General features: G+C 43.1%; 17 protein-coding genes and 1 other annotated feature. Of the genes, 7 read left to right on the top strand and 10 right to left on the bottom strand.

The window, feature by feature from the left end:
- Window positions 1-169 precede the first annotated feature (169 nt).
- Entirely contained in the window at window positions 170-1,657 is a 1,488-nt protein-coding gene (locus tag M1E09_RS04590) for an esterase/lipase family protein (RefSeq protein ID WP_456273683.1), read from the top strand.
- Between the two features lie 157 nt (window positions 1,658-1,814).
- On the opposite strand, the gene M1E09_RS04585 is transcribed toward M1E09_RS04590, so the two are convergent.
- Window positions 1,815-2,213 carry a nuclear transport factor 2 family protein gene (locus M1E09_RS04585; protein ID WP_456273682.1) on the bottom strand — a complete coding sequence of 133 codons (399 nt, stop codon included), beginning with the start codon at window positions 2,211-2,213 and terminating at the stop codon, window positions 1,815-1,817.
- 94 nt (window positions 2,214-2,307) lie between these two features.
- Window positions 2,308-2,466: an aspartyl-phosphate phosphatase Spo0E family protein gene (locus M1E09_RS04580; protein WP_456274900.1), complete on the bottom strand. Its 159-nt coding sequence runs from the start codon at window positions 2,464-2,466 to the stop codon at window positions 2,308-2,310.
- Between the two features lie 169 nt (window positions 2,467-2,635).
- Between M1E09_RS04580 and M1E09_RS04575 the strand changes: the two genes are divergently transcribed.
- The gene (locus M1E09_RS04575; RefSeq protein ID WP_456273681.1) at window positions 2,636-3,532 is read left to right on the top strand and encodes a LysR family transcriptional regulator; all 897 of its coding nucleotides are present in this window, start codon (window positions 2,636-2,638) and stop codon (window positions 3,530-3,532) included.
- An 89-nt stretch (window positions 3,533-3,621) separates the two neighbouring features.
- On the opposite strand, the gene dat is transcribed toward M1E09_RS04575, so the two are convergent.
- The 4 genes from dat to M1E09_RS04555 all read right to left on the bottom strand — a co-directional run bounded on the left by dat (window position 3,622) and on the right by M1E09_RS04555 (window position 7,914).
- Window positions 3,622-4,467, bottom strand: coding sequence for a D-amino-acid transaminase (gene dat, locus M1E09_RS04570; protein ID WP_456273680.1), 846 nt, complete (start codon window positions 4,465-4,467; stop codon window positions 3,622-3,624).
- 23 nt (window positions 4,468-4,490) lie between these two features.
- Window positions 4,491-5,906: a dipeptidase PepV gene (gene pepV, locus M1E09_RS04565; RefSeq protein WP_456273679.1), complete on the bottom strand. Its 1,416-nt coding sequence runs from the start codon at window positions 5,904-5,906 to the stop codon at window positions 4,491-4,493.
- Window positions 5,907-6,053: 147 nt separating this feature from the next.
- Window positions 6,054-7,244: an ABC transporter permease gene (locus M1E09_RS04560; RefSeq protein WP_456273678.1), complete on the bottom strand. Its 1,191-nt coding sequence runs from the start codon at window positions 7,242-7,244 to the stop codon at window positions 6,054-6,056.
- Entirely contained in the window at window positions 7,204-7,914 is a 711-nt protein-coding gene (locus tag M1E09_RS04555; RefSeq protein ID WP_456273677.1) for an ABC transporter ATP-binding protein, read from the bottom strand. Before M1E09_RS04555 ends, M1E09_RS04560 begins: the two co-directional genes overlap by 41 nt.
- Window positions 7,915-8,207: 293 nt before the next feature.
- Here M1E09_RS04555 and M1E09_RS04550 point away from each other — a divergent pair, with 293 nt between their 5' ends.
- Window positions 8,208-8,429, top strand: coding sequence for a DeoR family transcriptional regulator (locus M1E09_RS04550; protein WP_006837601.1), 222 nt, complete (start codon window positions 8,208-8,210; stop codon window positions 8,427-8,429).
- A 90-nt stretch (window positions 8,430-8,519) separates the two neighbouring features.
- Here the strand turns inward: M1E09_RS04550 and M1E09_RS04545 are convergent, their stop codons facing one another.
- A complete protein-coding gene (locus M1E09_RS04545) occupies window positions 8,520-9,242 on the bottom strand; it encodes a pseudouridine synthase (RefSeq protein ID WP_456273676.1) in 723 nt (240 codons plus the stop codon).
- A 97-nt stretch (window positions 9,243-9,339) separates the two neighbouring features.
- Between M1E09_RS04545 and M1E09_RS04540 the strand changes: the two genes are divergently transcribed.
- Window positions 9,340-9,549 carry a hypothetical protein gene (locus M1E09_RS04540; protein ID WP_456273675.1) on the top strand — a complete coding sequence of 70 codons (210 nt, stop codon included), beginning with the start codon at window positions 9,340-9,342 and terminating at the stop codon, window positions 9,547-9,549.
- 121 nt (window positions 9,550-9,670) lie between these two features.
- Here M1E09_RS04540 and M1E09_RS04535 read toward each other — a convergent pair whose 3' ends face one another.
- Window positions 9,671-11,293, bottom strand: a complete 1,623-nt coding sequence (locus tag M1E09_RS04535) for a putative polysaccharide biosynthesis protein (RefSeq protein WP_456273674.1) — start codon at window positions 11,291-11,293, stop codon at window positions 9,671-9,673.
- Between the two features lie 153 nt (window positions 11,294-11,446).
- Here M1E09_RS04535 and M1E09_RS04530 point away from each other — a divergent pair, with 153 nt between their 5' ends.
- On the top strand, window positions 11,447-12,721 hold the full coding sequence (locus M1E09_RS04530) for an NAD(P)/FAD-dependent oxidoreductase (RefSeq protein ID WP_456274899.1): 1,275 nt from the start codon (window positions 11,447-11,449) through the stop codon (window positions 12,719-12,721).
- A 135-nt stretch (window positions 12,722-12,856) separates the two neighbouring features.
- Here M1E09_RS04530 and M1E09_RS04525 read toward each other — a convergent pair whose 3' ends face one another.
- A complete protein-coding gene (locus M1E09_RS04525; protein WP_456273673.1) occupies window positions 12,857-13,039 on the bottom strand; it encodes a sporulation protein Cse60 in 183 nt (60 codons plus the stop codon).
- A 167-nt stretch (window positions 13,040-13,206) separates the two neighbouring features.
- Window positions 13,207-13,405: a binding site (T-box leader), on the top strand.
- A 45-nt stretch (window positions 13,406-13,450) separates the two neighbouring features.
- Here M1E09_RS04525 and proS point away from each other — a divergent pair.
- Entirely contained in the window at window positions 13,451-14,881 is a 1,431-nt protein-coding gene (proS, locus tag M1E09_RS04520) for a proline--tRNA ligase (protein ID WP_456273672.1), read from the top strand.
- Between the two features lie 129 nt (window positions 14,882-15,010).
- Window positions 15,011-15,472 (top strand): CBO0543 family protein, encoded by a 462-nt coding sequence (locus tag M1E09_RS04515; protein ID WP_456273671.1) that lies wholly within the window; start codon window positions 15,011-15,013, stop codon window positions 15,470-15,472.
- 221 nt (window positions 15,473-15,693) lie between these two features.
- Here M1E09_RS04515 and M1E09_RS04510 read toward each other — a convergent pair whose 3' ends face one another.
- Window positions 15,694-16,014 carry a rhodanese-like domain-containing protein gene (locus M1E09_RS04510; RefSeq protein ID WP_456273670.1) on the bottom strand — a complete coding sequence of 107 codons (321 nt, stop codon included), beginning with the start codon at window positions 16,012-16,014 and terminating at the stop codon, window positions 15,694-15,696.
- Window positions 16,015-16,029 lie beyond the last annotated feature (15 nt).

Here is a 16,029-nt window from a genome sequence, read left to right as displayed (position 1 = left end):
GAAGAGTGAGAATGATATCGATTTACTATACTCTAATCCCATCCATCCATCTTCCTATCCTCTACATGTCAATCTGCTCATTTTCAGAAAAATGCTTCTGAACCAGTGGTTTTCCGATAAGATAAATGGGGAGAACATCCCCTGATTTCTGCGGAAATGGAGTGGGAAAATGAAAAGGATGATATTGATGTTTCTAGTTGCGCTTTTGATTCTTCCTAACAGTAGCCAAGCAGGGACAATTGGCGGAAAGGATGATCCGGGTGGGGTTCCAGGCCAATGGTATGCTGGTGATACACCGGGTTACATCGATCCCAATAAACCGGTGCTTGTGTTTGTTCACGGAATTAACAGCTCCTCCAAAACCTGGTGGGAAAATAATAACATGTATCAGACGGCCTACAATAACGGCTACCAGACTGCATTCATTGATGTTCATCCAGACAAGGACATGTGGGATAACGGTACAATTATCAACAATAGAATCCGGGATATCTACAGCCATTTCGGCCCAAAAAAGATAGTTATCATCGCTCATAGTAAAGGAGGCATCGATGCTCAAAACGCTTTGGTCCATTACGGGGCACACCCTTATGTCTCAAACCTCATTACCTTATCGACACCTCATTACGGATCACAACTCGCCGACCTTGCATACAGCGGCTGGGCCGGCTGGCTTGCGAGTATCCTAGGAAGTAAAAACGATGCAACTTACTCACTTCAGACAGGATACATGAAAAATTACCGGCCTCAAATTGATTCTCACCTGAACCGTCCGAAAAACCCAATATACACATTGGGTGGCACAAGCTGGGGCCGCTTTGGTTCCTCACTTTACTGGGGCGGTCTTTACTTAAGCTCTTACGGATCCAATGATGGTGCTGTCACGGTGGCAAGTTCACGCCTCCCATACAGCACGGAGGTCCGGGTCAGCAGCTGGAATCATTCTACAGTGCGTGAAGGTGGCACCTTTCAATATTTCTTGCCTTACCTAACAACAAGTCCGCAATTGAAAGCAACTCTCGCAGCTGTGGAGGGAAGCGCTGAATCAGGCCTGCTTGAGCAGGAACCCGTCAATATCAGCACTCTTCACCGCGGAGGACAATTTGAATTAGAACGCCAGGAATCCTTCCACGTAGAAGAAGATGTGGCCAAGGTTGATTTAGATTGGCTGAGCGATAAAAAAATGAAGGAACTGCAATTAATCAGTCCTTCCGGAGTCATCTATCAAGATTTCATCCACGATGTAGATAAAGGAATTTTCAAAGGCGGACACCATCACAGTTTCCAGATAAAAAAACCTGAATCCGGGGAATGGACCGTCAAAGCAAAAACAAATAAAGCTGCTTACTTGATGACTGTCGGCTTCCATTCCGGCCTGAATGATGAAATCACCTTCGACGATTCCACGCTGGAATTAATAAACAAAGGCAGTAAAGTTAAAGACTTCCAGGTAAAAGTCAAAATCAATAAAGACGGCAAAAAGAAAAAGGATTCACTTATGATGATGGCTTCAAAAGGAAAAGTGCCTTTCAATTACAAAGAAGAGGGAATCTACACCATCACTCTCGACGTCAAAGGGAAAACGAAAGCCGGACACAACTTCGAGCGAACGATCGTGAAATCGATTTATGTCGATAAAAACGGACACAGGAAATAGAAACTTATGGGTCAAATACTGTATTTTGCTAAGGAATTATTATGATTACAAAGAAGTCCCCCAATTTGATTGAAGGGACTTCTTTTTTTTATTAATGAAAGTATAGATTGTGCTACAGACTCGTCGAGTTCAGCCTCTGCATTTGAATATACGGGCCTTAGAAAATTCCATTCTCATTGGGACTGTCTTCTGGAATGGGCTGCCCCACATCCCATAATTCAACAATTCGGTCATCAGCGAAGCGGAAGATATGGACAACCACTGCACCTATGTCCTCTGGATGTTGTTTCACATGCGAGTGGACCGCGACGGTTTCTCCCTCTTCAATCGCTCGTTTCACTTCAAATATTTTCCCTGGATTCTCTTCTGCATTCTCTTCCATCGCTGCCATTAGTGACTCTGCATCTCCCCGAAAATACGGGTTGTGATGAATAAATCCAGGACCTGCGTGGCTCATGTAGGCCTCCCGGACTTTTCCCGAAGCTACTAGTTTCAGAAACGACACAGCCCTCTCTTTGATGGGCATTGTATCTTGCATTGACTGTTTTTCACTCATTTTCATCATCCTTTCAAAACATGTATGGCAAGCTCTAGTAAATATTAGATCTTTACTGGTGGAAATCCTGCTCGGAGAACCTAAGTGTAGTCCTTTAACAAGAAAATGGCCTTTTCTTTAGCTGTTTTCTTTGTTTGTTGTTTAATAGTATATCAAGCTCTTGACTTACTTTAATTGTCTTCTCATTTCCCAATCCATATCGGGCTGCAGTCTCAAATAATTTATCCCTGGTCTCTTCTATTTGTCTATGCAAATCACACTCTCTCAAACAATCTCCTCCAGAGTATATATATATCAGCCGTAATTTCAAATATTTTACTTCTCCTAAAAATTATAAATTCTGGAGGTGTTAAAGTAAATTTAATGATGTTAAACTAATACTTAAGTATTACTTAACTTCAAGGAAGGCGGCTGCTTTTACAGTGAATATTGAGCAAATAAAATATATTTTAGAAGTAAGCAAAGAAGGCTCCATTACTAAAGCTGCAGAGCGCTTACACTTATCGCCTTCAGCCTTAAGCCAGTCTATTTCGCAATTAGAGAAAGAATTGAAAGTCACCATTTTTTACCGTTCCCGAAAAGGTACTGTTCCCACTTCAGACGGCAAGAAAATAATAAGCACCGGCAACGAGATTATCACCAGCATTGAAAAAATGTATAAGGATATTTCAATCAAGGAGGAGGAAAAACTTCTTAAGATAGGCTGTGCTCCCTCCATTACCTATATTGTATACGATGCCTTTTTACTTTTTTATAAGGAACACAGTAATGTAAAAGTAGAAATAATAGAGCTCGACCAAGATGATACAATGAACAGGTTAATGCACGGAGATATAGATATGGCCATATCTCCTTTTGGCAAGGATGAGTTGGATGCATTAAGCATCAGTGACTTTATAGACTATAAGTTACTCTACACAGGGTATGCCTGCCTCTGTGTTAATAAACGCTCTCCCCTCTTTTACAAAGACTACGTAACGATTGAAGATCTTAAGGATGAGAAGCTTGTTATGTATAATTCAAAGCGAACGAATGAATTTATAGATCTATACTTACCCAATGCTCCCGTCTTGTTCACGACCAATAATATAGAAGTACTTAAAAACGCAACCTTGGATGGACATGCTTCGTCCCTGGTTTATAATTTCACCTTTAACAATCATAAGGACTTAAAAAATGGCAATTTGGCAGTTATTCCGTTTATGAATCCAGGCAAGATACTTAATTATTTTTGGGGAATCCACGCCAAAGGAAAAGAAATTTCTTATGAGGCGGTAGAATTCCAAAAGAAAATTTTGCAGATTATTAATGAATACTGAAATTAAATTCAACTGCAATTTTGTAAACCCTATCTAAAAAAAGAACAGCCTATTATCATAGACTGTTCTTCGCCTCCGCAGCAGGAGGGTTATCCGCACTGCTCCACAATTTTAGCTTCAAATTGAGATTGGAGTTTCTTGGTGATTTCACCAGGTGATTCTAATGAAAACTCGTTGCCTATTTTAACGATCGGCATGACTTCTGACGTGGTGCTGGCAAGGAAGATTTCGTCTGCAGCCAGCAGCTCTTCAATGGTGAATTCTTCTTCTTTTACTGTGATACCCTGTTCCTTACAAATTTCCAAAATGACTCTGCGGGTGATGCCGTTCAGGATCAGGTTGGTTGCTGGATGTGTTTTAACGGCTCCATCTTTGACGATGAACATGTTGGAAGATGATCCCTCCATGATGGTGTCTCCTCTGTGCAAAATGGCTTCAAAGCATCCTGCTTCGGCAGCTTCCTGTTTGGCCATGATGTTGCCGAGAAGATTCAGGCTTTTAATGTCGCATCGCAGCCATCGGACATCTTCAACCAGCTTTGCCTGAACACCATTTTCCAGCTTTTCTTTAGGCCGTTCCATCTTTTTTGTGTAAGCCGAGAAAGCCGGATTCACACTTTGGTCCGGAAAGTGATGCTGTCTGGCAGCCACTCCGCGTGTGAATTGCAAATAGACGATTCCGTCTTTTATGTTGTTTCTTTGGACTAAAGAAGTGAATAGACCCTTAAGCTCCTCAAGCGTGTAAGAGATGGCCATACTGATTTTTTCAGCGCTTTGATACAGCCTTTCAAGGTGTTCATCAACGGTAAAAAGCTTGCCATTGTATACTCTGATCACTTCATAAATTCCGTCTCCGAATTGATATCCCCGGTCTTCAATGTCCACTTTCGCTTTGTCTCTGTCAATGATCTGTCCATTCAGTATCACGTTATCCAATTTCTTCTCTCCCTTTCCAAAAACTATTCCTGTGCAAGCTCTGCTATTGCCTGTGCATAGATAGCCGTTGCTTTTAACAGGTCTTCGACGAACATGTACTCATCCTTTTGGTGCGCTACATCTGCTCTTCCAGGAAACAACGCTCCAAATGCGACACCTGACTCCAATGAACGGGCATAGGTTCCGCCGCCGATGCTTAATAGTTCCCCTTTATCACCCGTTTGCTCTTCGTAAACCTTTTGCAGGGTTTTTACCAGAACATGATCTTTTGATACATGGTGAGGCTTGGAATCAGAGAAATTCTCGATGGATAAGTTATGTCCTTGTACCAGGTTCTCCAGTTTGCTTTTCGCATCCTCAAGCTGGAATGTTACCGGGTATCTCATATTCAATCCGATAGAGCCTCCGTTTTGATAATGATAGCGGATCTTTCCGACATTAATTGTCAAAGGTCCTGTGATATCATCCTCATAATTAATTCCAAGATTTTTTCCTCTTGAATCCTCATAGAAATAGTTATTGATAAAAGTAAAATAATCCTTAGATGATGGATCAATGTCCGCTTCGCTCAAAAAATTGGCGAGCAGCAATCCAGCATTCCTTCCATTATTCGGTTCCATCCCATGAGCAGAAACTCCTTCAAGTTCAAGGATAAAGTCTCCATTCTCGATATAATACTTGCCTGTTAGCTGCTGGGAATCAAGGAATGAATCATATTGCTGAACAAACCGGGAGTTGTCCGTTGAAACAGCCAGTTTGGCCTGTGCGAAGTCAGGGACCATATTGTATCTTCTTCCTGCTTCAAAACTCAGGACTTCGATATCTGAATCCAGTTTTTTATCTGGGTTTGTTCCTGTTACCAAATCATAATCGGCAATCCCTTTTTCGGCATATATAATCGGGAAGTCTGCATCCGGAGCAAAGCCCATGGTCGGCATTTCTTCGACATTGAAATAGTGTTCTACACATCTCCAGTCACTTTCTTCATCCGTTCCGATGATCATTCTGACTCGCTTGCCAAGCGGTATGCCCAGTTCTTTAACGATTTTCATGGCATAATAGGCTGCAATCGTCGGGCCTTTGTCATCAATCGCTCCTCTGGCAAAAATCTTGCCGTCTTTGATTTCTCCGCCGAAAGGATCGACACTCCAGCCGTCTCCCTCGGGAACGACGTCTACGTGACAGAGAACGCCAAGCAATTCATCTCCCTGGCCGAATTCCAGGTGGCCTGCAAGATGGTCCACATTCTTCGCCGAAAACCCGTCTTTCTCGCCAAGCTTCAATAAATATGTAAGTGCTTCTTTGACTCCCTCACCAAGCGGAGCCTCTTCTGTCGTATTTTCCTCGTCAAGGATACTCTTGATCTGTAGGAACTGCTGCAAATCCTTTAACAAATCATCTTTTCGTTTTTCTACTTCATCCATCCAATTAATGTTCATATATGAGTCTCCTTTTCCTAAATGGTGTAACTACTCCCTATTCTAAACATTATCCCGCCTCATGCAAACCTTTGCGACTGGCGCTTTACCCCTTTAAAGCACGATAAGGGACTGTCCCTCTTAGCGCTTTAAAGGGGTAAAGCGCTATTATAGTACACTGAAGTAGCGCAGCAAAGAAAATAACAGGATGAGCAGGAATGGGATGAACGCAGCTGTCTTTGTTGTGTTTTTGGCCCTCATTAATTCCAACTGGTTCTTGTATTTGTTTCCAATTGGGTGCATTGCGATGAGCTTATTCCAAGCCCAGTCATTCCATGCCAGAATTGATAAAGCGATCAACGATGCGGCACCCAGCTTCAGCCAGAGGGGCGGCAGTACAAGTTGAGAGAATGAGAGTGCACCAAGGGATTGAAGGTAGGTTCCACTGTAAGAGAAATTTCTCATCATGACTTTGATGAAAAATTCTAAAAACCCAAAGTACGCCGTCCTGTTCTTGAAGATCGTCTGGGATTTCCTGAATATTCTTGGTTTCTGTCTCGGCGGTTTTATGCTGTCATTTTCAACATGATAAGATAGTTGGAAAATGAGGGAAATCCATTTCACTTTCAAGCTTCTTTCAATCTGCAAATCGGAGGCAATCGACTTCTTACTTCGTATCCGCCTGCCATTAATCATGAACGTAAGCCCGATTAATAAGATGCTGGCCGCTGCCAACGGCAAATAGGATTCTCCTTCAACCAACCGGTAGGTACCTGCCCACAGCACCAACTGCAAGAAAATGGCCGAAAATGAAAATACTGTTTTGCTCCAGCTCTTCTCTAATCCCACGATTGTCCCTTTGACAGCAGTATGGCTTACTTTCGAACAAAAGAAGAATAATAGAAACACACCAAAAGCTTCCATGCTGATTTCAAAATGTTTCAGCCAAAAAGGCGCCAGAAAGACACCTATACAAACTGTCATTATGGTCATAGAGAAATAAGAGCTTACTATTCCCCACCTCTTCAGGGCCAGGAAGATTTTCTTATGCTTTACAAGGAAAACCTGGTCGGCTTCCAACACAAAGGTCCGGAAATAGCCGCTTAGGATAAATAAAAACGCTAGGAAGAAAAACAACTGAAACGGCAGCCTTTCCGCCCAAGCAGGGATCTCCTGCCACCATGAACGGTATATCAGTGTCCCAATTACCATTGCGGGAATGATGATATAAAGCATGACAGTCCAGTCAGCTACCGATTTGATTACATTATATTGATAAAGGATATTATTGCGGTACCTCGCTAAAAACAGGCCAAAGCTAGTCAATGTTTTCCCTCTCTTCTTCAGGGATGCAATCATACAGGCTTCCGCCTTCCGCTCCGCATTCCTTCAAGACCTGGTCCAGACTGCCAGAAGCAAGCACACTCCCCCGGTCAATAACGACAAACTCATCGCAGATCCTCTGGGCAGTGTCCAATACATGGGTACACATTAAGATCCCTCCGCCTCTTTCCCTCTCTTCTTCTAAAGACCGCAGCATTAATTTCGTTGCATTCGGGTCCAGCCCGATGAACGGTTCATCAATGATCAAGAGTTCCGGCTCTGTAAGAAGAGCAAGGACAATCATTCCTTTTTGCTGCATCCCTTTTGAAAAGGTGGAAGGAAACTGATGGGCGTGTTCAATCAGCCGGTATTTCTTCAAAAGCTCTTCCCCTTTTCTTTTATAGACCGTATGAGGAATATTTTCTACACTGCCGACAAACTCTATATGTTCCCAAAGTGTAAGTTCATCATAATAAACGGGCCTCTCAGGAATGTAAGAATAAGAGACATTATCTGCTATACCAGATTCCCCCTCCATAAACGGCAAGAGCCCCATCATTCCTTTGATTGTCGTAGTCTTCCCCGCTCCATTTGATCCAATCATCCCGAGAATTCTCCCAGGATGGATCGAAAAGGAAATATCCTGTATTAAGGCACTCCCTGTTTCATATCCGCCCTGCTTGATTGAGACATTTAAGGTGTTCATGAATTCCCCTCCTTAAAGGTAGATACGGATTATCGAAAAAAAAGTTTTAATTTTTTTCAATATATTACATATAATACTAGTATCAATGAGCTCAATGGAATTTAAATTTTTTGTAAATTTGGACATTTTTCTAGAAAAAGCCATTGAAGAAGGGTACAATATAAGTGTTCCGGCATCTATGAAAAACCAAATGAAAAGGAGCTGTCTCAAACGGATAAAATTCCTTGATGAGAAAAACTCTTAAAGCTGATATTCAGGCTGGCCTTTGGGAAAAAAGATGAGGGAGTGGTTTTTTGAAACCTTCAACAAATCGAATGCTGACTCGAATCAAATCAATCTACATTTACATTAAAAAGAATGGAACTGTCTCAACACAGGACCTGGTAGATGAGTTCTGCATTACTCCGCGCACCATTCAAAGAGATCTGAATGTATTGGCCTACAATGACCTGGTAGAAAGTCCTTGCAGAGGCCAATGGACAACGACGGAAAAGAAGGTTAAAATGACCTCCTAGCTACATAGTCAACGAACACTAAAGTGAATGTTAATCTTCAACAGCATAAAAAGCAAAAAAGAGCTGACGCCCCGGGCATCAGCTCTTTTCTTAGTTCTCCACTTTATAGTTTCTTAACTCCTCAACCTCTTCATCCGTCAGCTCCCTGTATTCTCCAAGCTCAAGCGTTTCATCCAGCGGGAGAGGCCCCATTGTCATTCTTTTAAGATAAGTCACCCGCTTCTCAACTGATTCAAACATTCTTTTCACCTGATGGAACTTTCCTTCGGTAATCGTCAGTTGAATCTCCGATCTTATACCGGATGAGATGATCTCCAAGTCTCCGGGCTTTGTTTTATAGCCGTCATCCAAAACGACTCCTTCAGCAAAAGCGCTGACATCTTCTTCTGTGACCTCTCCATCTATGATGGCGAAATACGTTTTCGGGACGTGTTTTTTCGGCGAAAGCAGTTGATGTGAGAGCTGCCCGTCATTCGTGATCAGCAGCAGTCCTTCTGTATCCTTATCCAGTCTCCCTACCGGAAACGGATTGAAAATTTGATCCTCCATTTCAAGCAGATCGATGACCGTTTCCCCTTCCGTATCCTCGGTGGCAGACAGGACTCCCGGCGGTTTGTTCATCATCAAATAGACGAATTCTTTATAAACGACTTCCTCTCCATGAACGGTAACCATATCTTTGTCAGGATCAATATGAAACTTCGGGTCCTTTACGACCTCCCCATTCACAAGCGTACCTCCGCCTTTCAAATGCTTCTTCACTTCTTTTCTGCTTCCGTATCCCATATTCGATAACAATTTATCTAATCTCATTTCAGTTCACTTCCTGTCCTGTAGGTGATTGCCTATACGCTAATTAAAATGAAGCATAGGCTGTAGTGAATATAAAAATAATGCGAGGTGTGCACTTATGTATCATCGACAACAAGGCCAGGGCGGCCTCTTTCTGCCTCTCCCCGGATTCCCGCAAACACCGGGTTATGATGGGGGCTATGGAGGCGGATACGGCAATTTTGAAACAAGGCTGGACCGTCTTGAAAGACAATATCAGCGATTGGACCGCCGTATAGACCGTTTGGAGAGACAAGTAGAGAGAATTCAAAGACAGTTGGGCTACTAGTTAACTCCCCTTTTTAAAAAACAAAAAAATGAAGAGGCGGCTACACAGACCGCCTCTTTATTTTTTACCTGGAATAGCAAATTTTATAAAGGCTCTTTCAGAAAACAGCCTTATAGAATTACTACTGTCCAAGCTTTAACTTTCTTCTGACCTTGGCGGCCCGTTCACCAAACAATCTATCAGCAAGCCTTGACCTGAAGCTTAAGTAGAAATAAATACCAGCTCCGGCCAGCCCGCAAATAGCAACAAGGGCAATAGCCTGCATCTGGGCTGCCGGATCCAGGAATCGAGCCAGGATTCCGTATAGAATGATGACTGCGACACCCATTACAACGTTGAACATTAAGATCAATAAGGTTCTTCTGGCCACTGTATTGTACCGGTAGTTTCCGTAAACTTTTATGACAACAAGGTTGATGGCGGTTGCAGCCAGATATCCCAGTGTTGTGGCAAGAATTGCACCTTGAGTTTCCATCAGTTTGATCAATGGAATGTTCAGGGCAAGTTTTATCAGCAAGCCGACAAGCAGGCTGAGAATGGTATATTTCTGTTTATCGATTCCCTGCAGGATCGCTGCTGTGACAGCAAATAAAGCAAACAAGATCGCAACAGGTGCATACGTTCTCAACACTTCTGTCCCCAGGTCACTGTGGCTGTAGAACAATGTATAAGTCGGTTCTGCCAATAGGGAAATCCCCAAAGCTGCCGGAATGGTTAAAAACAGCAGGATCTGGAATGTCTGATCCAGCTGGCGGTTCATCTTTCCGTATTCATTCTGCGTGTACGCTGAAGTAATCAAAGGAAGCAGAGACATTGAAAAGGCTGTCGCAAGTGAAACCGGAATGATGACCAGTTTATGCGATGCGAAGTTCAGGACACCAAATGCTGTATCGGCAATATCGGCATTGCCGATTGCCCCCATCGCTCTGTTGAACGTCACCTGATCGACGAGCTGAAACAGCGGATTCGCAATGCCGACAAAGATAAAAGGAATCGAATAAGCAATGATTTCTTTATAGATTTCCACCAAAGAAATATCAACGGTTCCTTTATCCCCTTCCAGCATCTTGTCAAAGTGAGGCTTCCTTTTGAACCAGTACCAAATCAAGGAGGCAAGACTCGCAACCCCTCCGACAAACGCTCCGAAAGTGGCCACACTGATGGCGGTCGTCATTTCGCCTTTAATGACATACAGGACGACATACACACCGACAAGCAAGAAGACGATACGGACAATTTGCTCGATAACCTGGGAAACCGCCGTCGGTCCCATTGAGTTATGCCCCTGGAAAAATCCCCTGATCAAACTCATGAACGGGATGATGATCAAAGCAAAGCTGACAGCTCTGATGACCGTCGTAACCTGCTCAACCGTGATAACCTGTTCATCATTTGGAATCGTTATTTTTGCAAAGAACGGGGCAAAGGCATACATAATCAGAAATGAAACGACACCGGTAAGGGTCATCAGGACAAGGCCGGACTTGAACAATTTCCTGCCGACACTGTACTCCTGCAGCGAATTATATTTAGAAATGAACTTTGACACTGCAAGGGGAACACCCGCCGTCGCAATCGTCAAAAAAATCGTGTAAGGGACATATCCATAAGAATACAAGGAAGTCGCTTCAACTTCATCGCCAAGTAAAGCGTAAAACGGTATAACAAAAAAAAGGCCGAGAAATTTTGAAATAAATACGCCGAGCGTTAATATAAACGTACCTCTAATTAAAGTCGATGACATAAAAAATCCCTTTCAAAAACATCTAATTTCACACTATAGGTAGTTTACTACCCAGACCTCTGAAACACAACTAGAAAGCTATTGGCGGAAAGATTGTAATCTATGGCAAATAACATTAAAATTAGCGATGAAAGCTTGAAAGTTGGTGTAAATATGAAAAAATATGATGTAATCGTAATCGGAGGCGGTCCCTCAGGGTTGATGGCGTCCATCGCAGCCGGGGAAAACGGCGGCAAGGTACTCCTTATCGATAAAGGCAGCAAACTCGGAAGAAAACTTGCCATCTCAGGCGGCGGCCGCTGTAACGTGACCAACCGTCTGCCGATCGAAGAAATTATCAAGCATATCCCCGGAAACGGCCGTTTTCTCTACAGCGCATTTTCCGTCTTCAATAATGAAGATATTATCGCTTTTTTTGAAAATCTTGGGATAGCCCTGAAGGAAGAAGACCACGGGCGGATGTTCCCTGTCTCCAATAAGGCACAGTCAGTCGTGGATGCCCTTCTAAATAGAATGAGCGAATTGAAGGTTGATGTCCGCAAGAATTGTCCTGTCAGGAAAGTGAACTATGTAAATGGACAAACTGCCGGGGTCACCCTTGAATCGGGTGAGGAAATTGCAGCCAAGTCGGTCATTATCGCAGTCGGCGGAAAATCCGTGCCCCATACTGGTTCAACAGGCGACGGGTACGCATGGGCCGAAGAAGCTGGCCACACGATAACAAATCTGTTCCCCACAGAAGTTCCATTGACTTCGGATGAACCATTCATTAAAGAAAAGGAGCTTCAAGGACTTTCTTTAAGGGATATAGAGCTTAGTGTCCTGAATCCAAAAGGCAAGCCGTTGATCACCCACAAAATGGACATGATCTTCACCCATCTTGGCATTTCAGGGCCGGCCGTGCTGCGTTGCAGCCAATATGTCGTCAAAGCGATGAAAAAGTGGAAACTGGACCATGTGACCATGAATATCGACAGCATCCCTGACAAAAATGAAGAAATGCTGTTTCAAGAGCTCAATTCTCTCATCAAAAAAGAAGAAGAGAAAAAAGCAGTCAAAAACATTCTAAAAGGATTGGTTCCCGAAAGATATCTGCTGTTTCTGCTTGAGCGTGCCGAGATCGACCCTGCACAGCCGGGAGTGACGATTCCCGGAGATAAAATCAGGGAGTTTGCCCGTCTGGTAAAAAGTTTCCGGTTCACCGTCAACGGCACCCTCTCCATCGAGAAAGCCTTTGTTACCGGGGGCGGAGTTTCAGTAAAGGAAATCCAGCCCAAAACCATGGCTTCGAAAAAAATGGAAGGGTTGTTCTTCTGCGGCGAAGTTCTCGACATTCACGGGTATACAGGCGGCTATAACATCACGTCTGCCCTGGTGACCGGGAGGCTCGCAGGAGTAAATGCTGCGTTGAATGCTTTGGGACAGTAATTTAAAACCCGCTTCGAGCCATTATTGGCTGAAGCGGGTTTTTTTGTTCTGGAATACACTTTACTGCTTTAAAGCGCAATAAGGGACTGTCCCTCTTAGCGCTTTAAAGCAGTAAAGTGATAACCGCCCCTCCATTCACTTTTTATACACCACCATCGCGGAAAAACAGTAGATCTGCTCATCCTCCTCTTCCGGCATCGCGGCCACATGGTACTTGATATCAACAATATTGCCTTCATCGACTGTTTTCAGAAATTTGTTCATATCCTTCTCTAAATCTTTTTCATGCTCATAATCAAATACTTTTACCTGAATCATGAGTCGTCTCCTTTACTTCTTATTCTATTAGCATTCTAGACACTTTGTCTAATTTTCAGTCATCATAGGTGCCTGGTACAAAATCCAGAATTTATACCAGGCACCGAAAAAGCCGAAAATTTTAAATTGACATTTTCCAACTGGGAAAATATAATACTTTAAAATAACTGAAAACACTGAGAAGGATCAGTAGATTGATTTCGTCTTTCACAGAGAGGGAGCTTCCGGCTGCAAGGCTCCTATTGACCGTCATTCGAACCTGCCTTTGAGTTCTGTAGCTCTTGCAGCGGTCATGCCGTTATCATGATATGAGTGTAAAGCTTTGCTTTGAATTAGGGTGGTACCGCCAGTTTTCTGGTCCCTAACTTAGCGGGGCTTTTTTTGTTTTTATAAAAATTGGAGGTGCAAGGAATGGGAAAAGAATTTGTGAAGAGCATCACTGGCATGGATGAAGATTTTGCCCAATGGTATACAGATGTTGTAACAAAAGCCGAGTTAATCGATTACTCAAGTGTCCGCGGGTCGATGATCATCCGTCCATATGGCTACGCACTATGGGAAAACATTAAAGATGCATTGGATAAAAGAATAAAAGAGACTGGACATGAGAATGTCTATATGCCGCTTTTCATACCGGAAAGCTTGCTTCAAAGGGAGAAAGACCATATTGAAGGGTTTGCTCCTGAAGTGGCCTGGGTGACTCATGGCGGTGAAGAAGAACTTCAGGAACGCCTTTGTGTACGCCCGACTTCAGAAGTTCTGTTCGGCGAGCATTACAAAAACATCATCCACTCTTACCGTGACCTGCCAAAGCTGTATAACCAGTGGGCCAATGTCGTCAGGTGGGAAAAAACAACAAGGCCATTCCTGCGCACACTCGAATTTCTCTGGCAGGAAGGTCATACTTGCCACGAAACGGATGAAGAAGCCCATGAAGAAACAGTAAAAATGCTTGAGGTCTATGCCGAGCTTTGCGAAAACATCCTTGCTATCCCTGTCATCAAAGGGCAGAAGACAGAGAAAGAAAAATTTGCCGGTGCAAAATATACGTATACAATCGAAAGTCTTATGCATGACGGAAAAGCCTTGCAATCAGGTACTTCACATCATTTAGGCGACGGTTTCGCCAAAGCATTTGGTATCCAATTCTCCGACCGCGAAGGAAACCTTCAATATGTACAGCAGACATCCTGGGGCTTTACCACACGAATCATTGGCGCCATGATCATGGTTCACGGCGATGACCGAGGGCTGGTCATTCCGCCCAAAGCCGCTCCTACTCAGTTGATGATCGTGCCAATCGCTCAGCATAAAGAAGGCGTTCTCGACTTTGCTTACAACCTCAAAAAAAGTTTAGCCGGTTCATTCCGTGTCGGCATTGATGCAAGTGACAAAAAGCCTGGATGGAAATTCAATGAGTATGAAATGAAGGGGATTCCACTTCGCTTGGACGCTGGTCCTCGTGACATCGAGAACAATCAGGTCGTCATAGCCCGCCGGGATACTGGTGAAAAAGTCACGGTAAGCCTTGAAGAATTAGAAAGCAAGATTGCAGAACTTCTTGATGCTGTGCAAAACAATCTGTTTGAAAAAGCCCTGAATCACCGCGAAGAAAAAACGAGTGTAGCATTGAACTTTGAGGAGTTTTCAGAAAAACTTGATGCCAACAAAGGATTTATCAAAGCCATGTGGTGCGGCAGCCAAGCTTGCGAGGACAAAATTAAAGAAGAGACAGGAGCTACATCACGTTGCATTCCTTTTGAAGGAGAAAATGTTTCAAACGAATGTGTTTGCTGCGGCAAGGAGGCAGAACATTTAGTGTATTGGGCGAAAGCCTATTAATCATCTCTTAGGACAGTCCAAATCAATTTGTGATTTGGACTGTTTATCTTATGGCAAGCTGTTAATAAAGAGAATAAAGGATGGGATGAAACTCAATACTAAGAACAAAAATCATTTAAGGCGGTCAACATGCTATTCCTGCTATCCTCTATACTAATTTTGAATACAGCAGTTGTTCTTAAAGCAAAAAAACTTTCAAAAATTGAAATGTATGCTACTTCACTGTTCGCGCTTGTATTGCAGCTTCTAACAGACATATTTCTAGAATTCAAATATGAATTATACTGGTATTTCGGTAAAGGTGTGGATGCGCAAACATTATTTATTGTTTTTGGTTTGTATCCACAGGTGAATATTCTCTTCCTTAACTTTTTTCCTCTTAATAGAGCCCTTTCAATTAAAATAATATACATCTCAGCCTGGTCAGCCTTTGCCCTCCTGTTTGAGTGGGTATTGGTTATCACCGGCTCATTTCACCATGAACAGTGGAAGCTTTGGTATTCAGCTCCCATCTATCCATTGTTATATATAATCCTTTTAGTTAATTTCTGCCTGACAAAACGTATGTTGGCACAATATAGAGAGCAGTAGGAGGGGGCATACCGACAACCTTCTAATGAACCAAATCTTACATATCAACACAACTTACCAATTCAGGTTTGTAAAAAGCACTTAGGATACAGTAAATTTCATGAAAATCCGACTACTTTATCGCTTTAAAGCACTAAGAGGGACAGTCCCTCTTAGTGCTTTAAAGCGATAAATCAATTCAATGCACATAAAAGCACGCCCAAAGCGTGCTTCACACTAACTTAAATACATTTATCCTTCGGCTGTGTTTCGCCTTCCCACTCCAGCATGCCGCCTTCCATGTTGATGACTTTGTAGCCGCGCTCATGCATGAATTGGCTGACTTTGCCGCTGCGGTTGCCGGAACGGCAGATCAGGATGTATTCTTTTTCTTTGTCAAACTGATCAAGGGATTCAGGAATATCACCCATTTTGATATGTCTCGCCTGCGGGATCATGCCTTCTTCCACTTCTTCGTCTTCGCGGACATCGACCATGTCAGGGGTTGCTCCCTGTTCAAGCATTTTTTTCAATTCGTCAGTCGTTATTGTTTTATATTCCATTATGTAACCACCTTT

This window comes from Bacillus sp. AK031 (genome assembly GCF_053903065.1).
This window is presented reverse-complemented; position numbering and strand designations above follow the sequence as displayed.

Excerpts from the sequence above, each read along its gene's own strand:
- M1E09_RS04590 (WP_456273683.1), top strand. The coding sequence starts at position 170 with ATGAAAAGGATGATATTGATGTTTCTAGTTGCGCTTTTGATTCTTCCT.
- M1E09_RS04585 (WP_456273682.1), bottom strand. The coding sequence starts at position 2,213 with ATGAGTGAAAAACAGTCAATGCAAGATACAATGCCCATCAAAGAGAGG.
- pepV (WP_456273679.1), bottom strand. The coding sequence starts at position 5,906 with ATGAACATTAATTGGATGGATGAAGTAGAAAAACGAAAAGATGATTTG.
- M1E09_RS04560 (WP_456273678.1), bottom strand. The coding sequence starts at position 7,244 with ATGATTGCATCCCTGAAGAAGAGAGGGAAAACATTGACTAGCTTTGGC.
- M1E09_RS04555 (WP_456273677.1), bottom strand. The coding sequence starts at position 7,914 with ATGAACACCTTAAATGTCTCAATCAAGCAGGGCGGATATGAAACAGGG.
- M1E09_RS04545 (WP_456273676.1), bottom strand. The coding sequence starts at position 9,242 with ATGAGATTAGATAAATTGTTATCGAATATGGGATACGGAAGCAGAAAA.
- M1E09_RS04540 (WP_456273675.1), top strand. The coding sequence starts at position 9,340 with ATGTATCATCGACAACAAGGCCAGGGCGGCCTCTTTCTGCCTCTCCCC.
- M1E09_RS04535 (WP_456273674.1), bottom strand. The coding sequence starts at position 11,293 with ATGTCATCGACTTTAATTAGAGGTACGTTTATATTAACGCTCGGCGTA.
- M1E09_RS04530 (WP_456274899.1), top strand. The coding sequence starts at position 11,447 with ATGAAAAAATATGATGTAATCGTAATCGGAGGCGGTCCCTCAGGGTTG.
- M1E09_RS04525 (WP_456273673.1), bottom strand. The coding sequence starts at position 13,039 with ATGATTCAGGTAAAAGTATTTGATTATGAGCATGAAAAAGATTTAGAG.
- proS (WP_456273672.1), top strand. The coding sequence starts at position 13,451 with ATGGGAAAAGAATTTGTGAAGAGCATCACTGGCATGGATGAAGATTTT.
- M1E09_RS04515 (WP_456273671.1), top strand. The coding sequence starts at position 15,011 with ATGCTATTCCTGCTATCCTCTATACTAATTTTGAATACAGCAGTTGTT.
- M1E09_RS04510 (WP_456273670.1), bottom strand. The coding sequence starts at position 16,014 with ATGGAATATAAAACAATAACGACTGACGAATTGAAAAAAATGCTTGAA.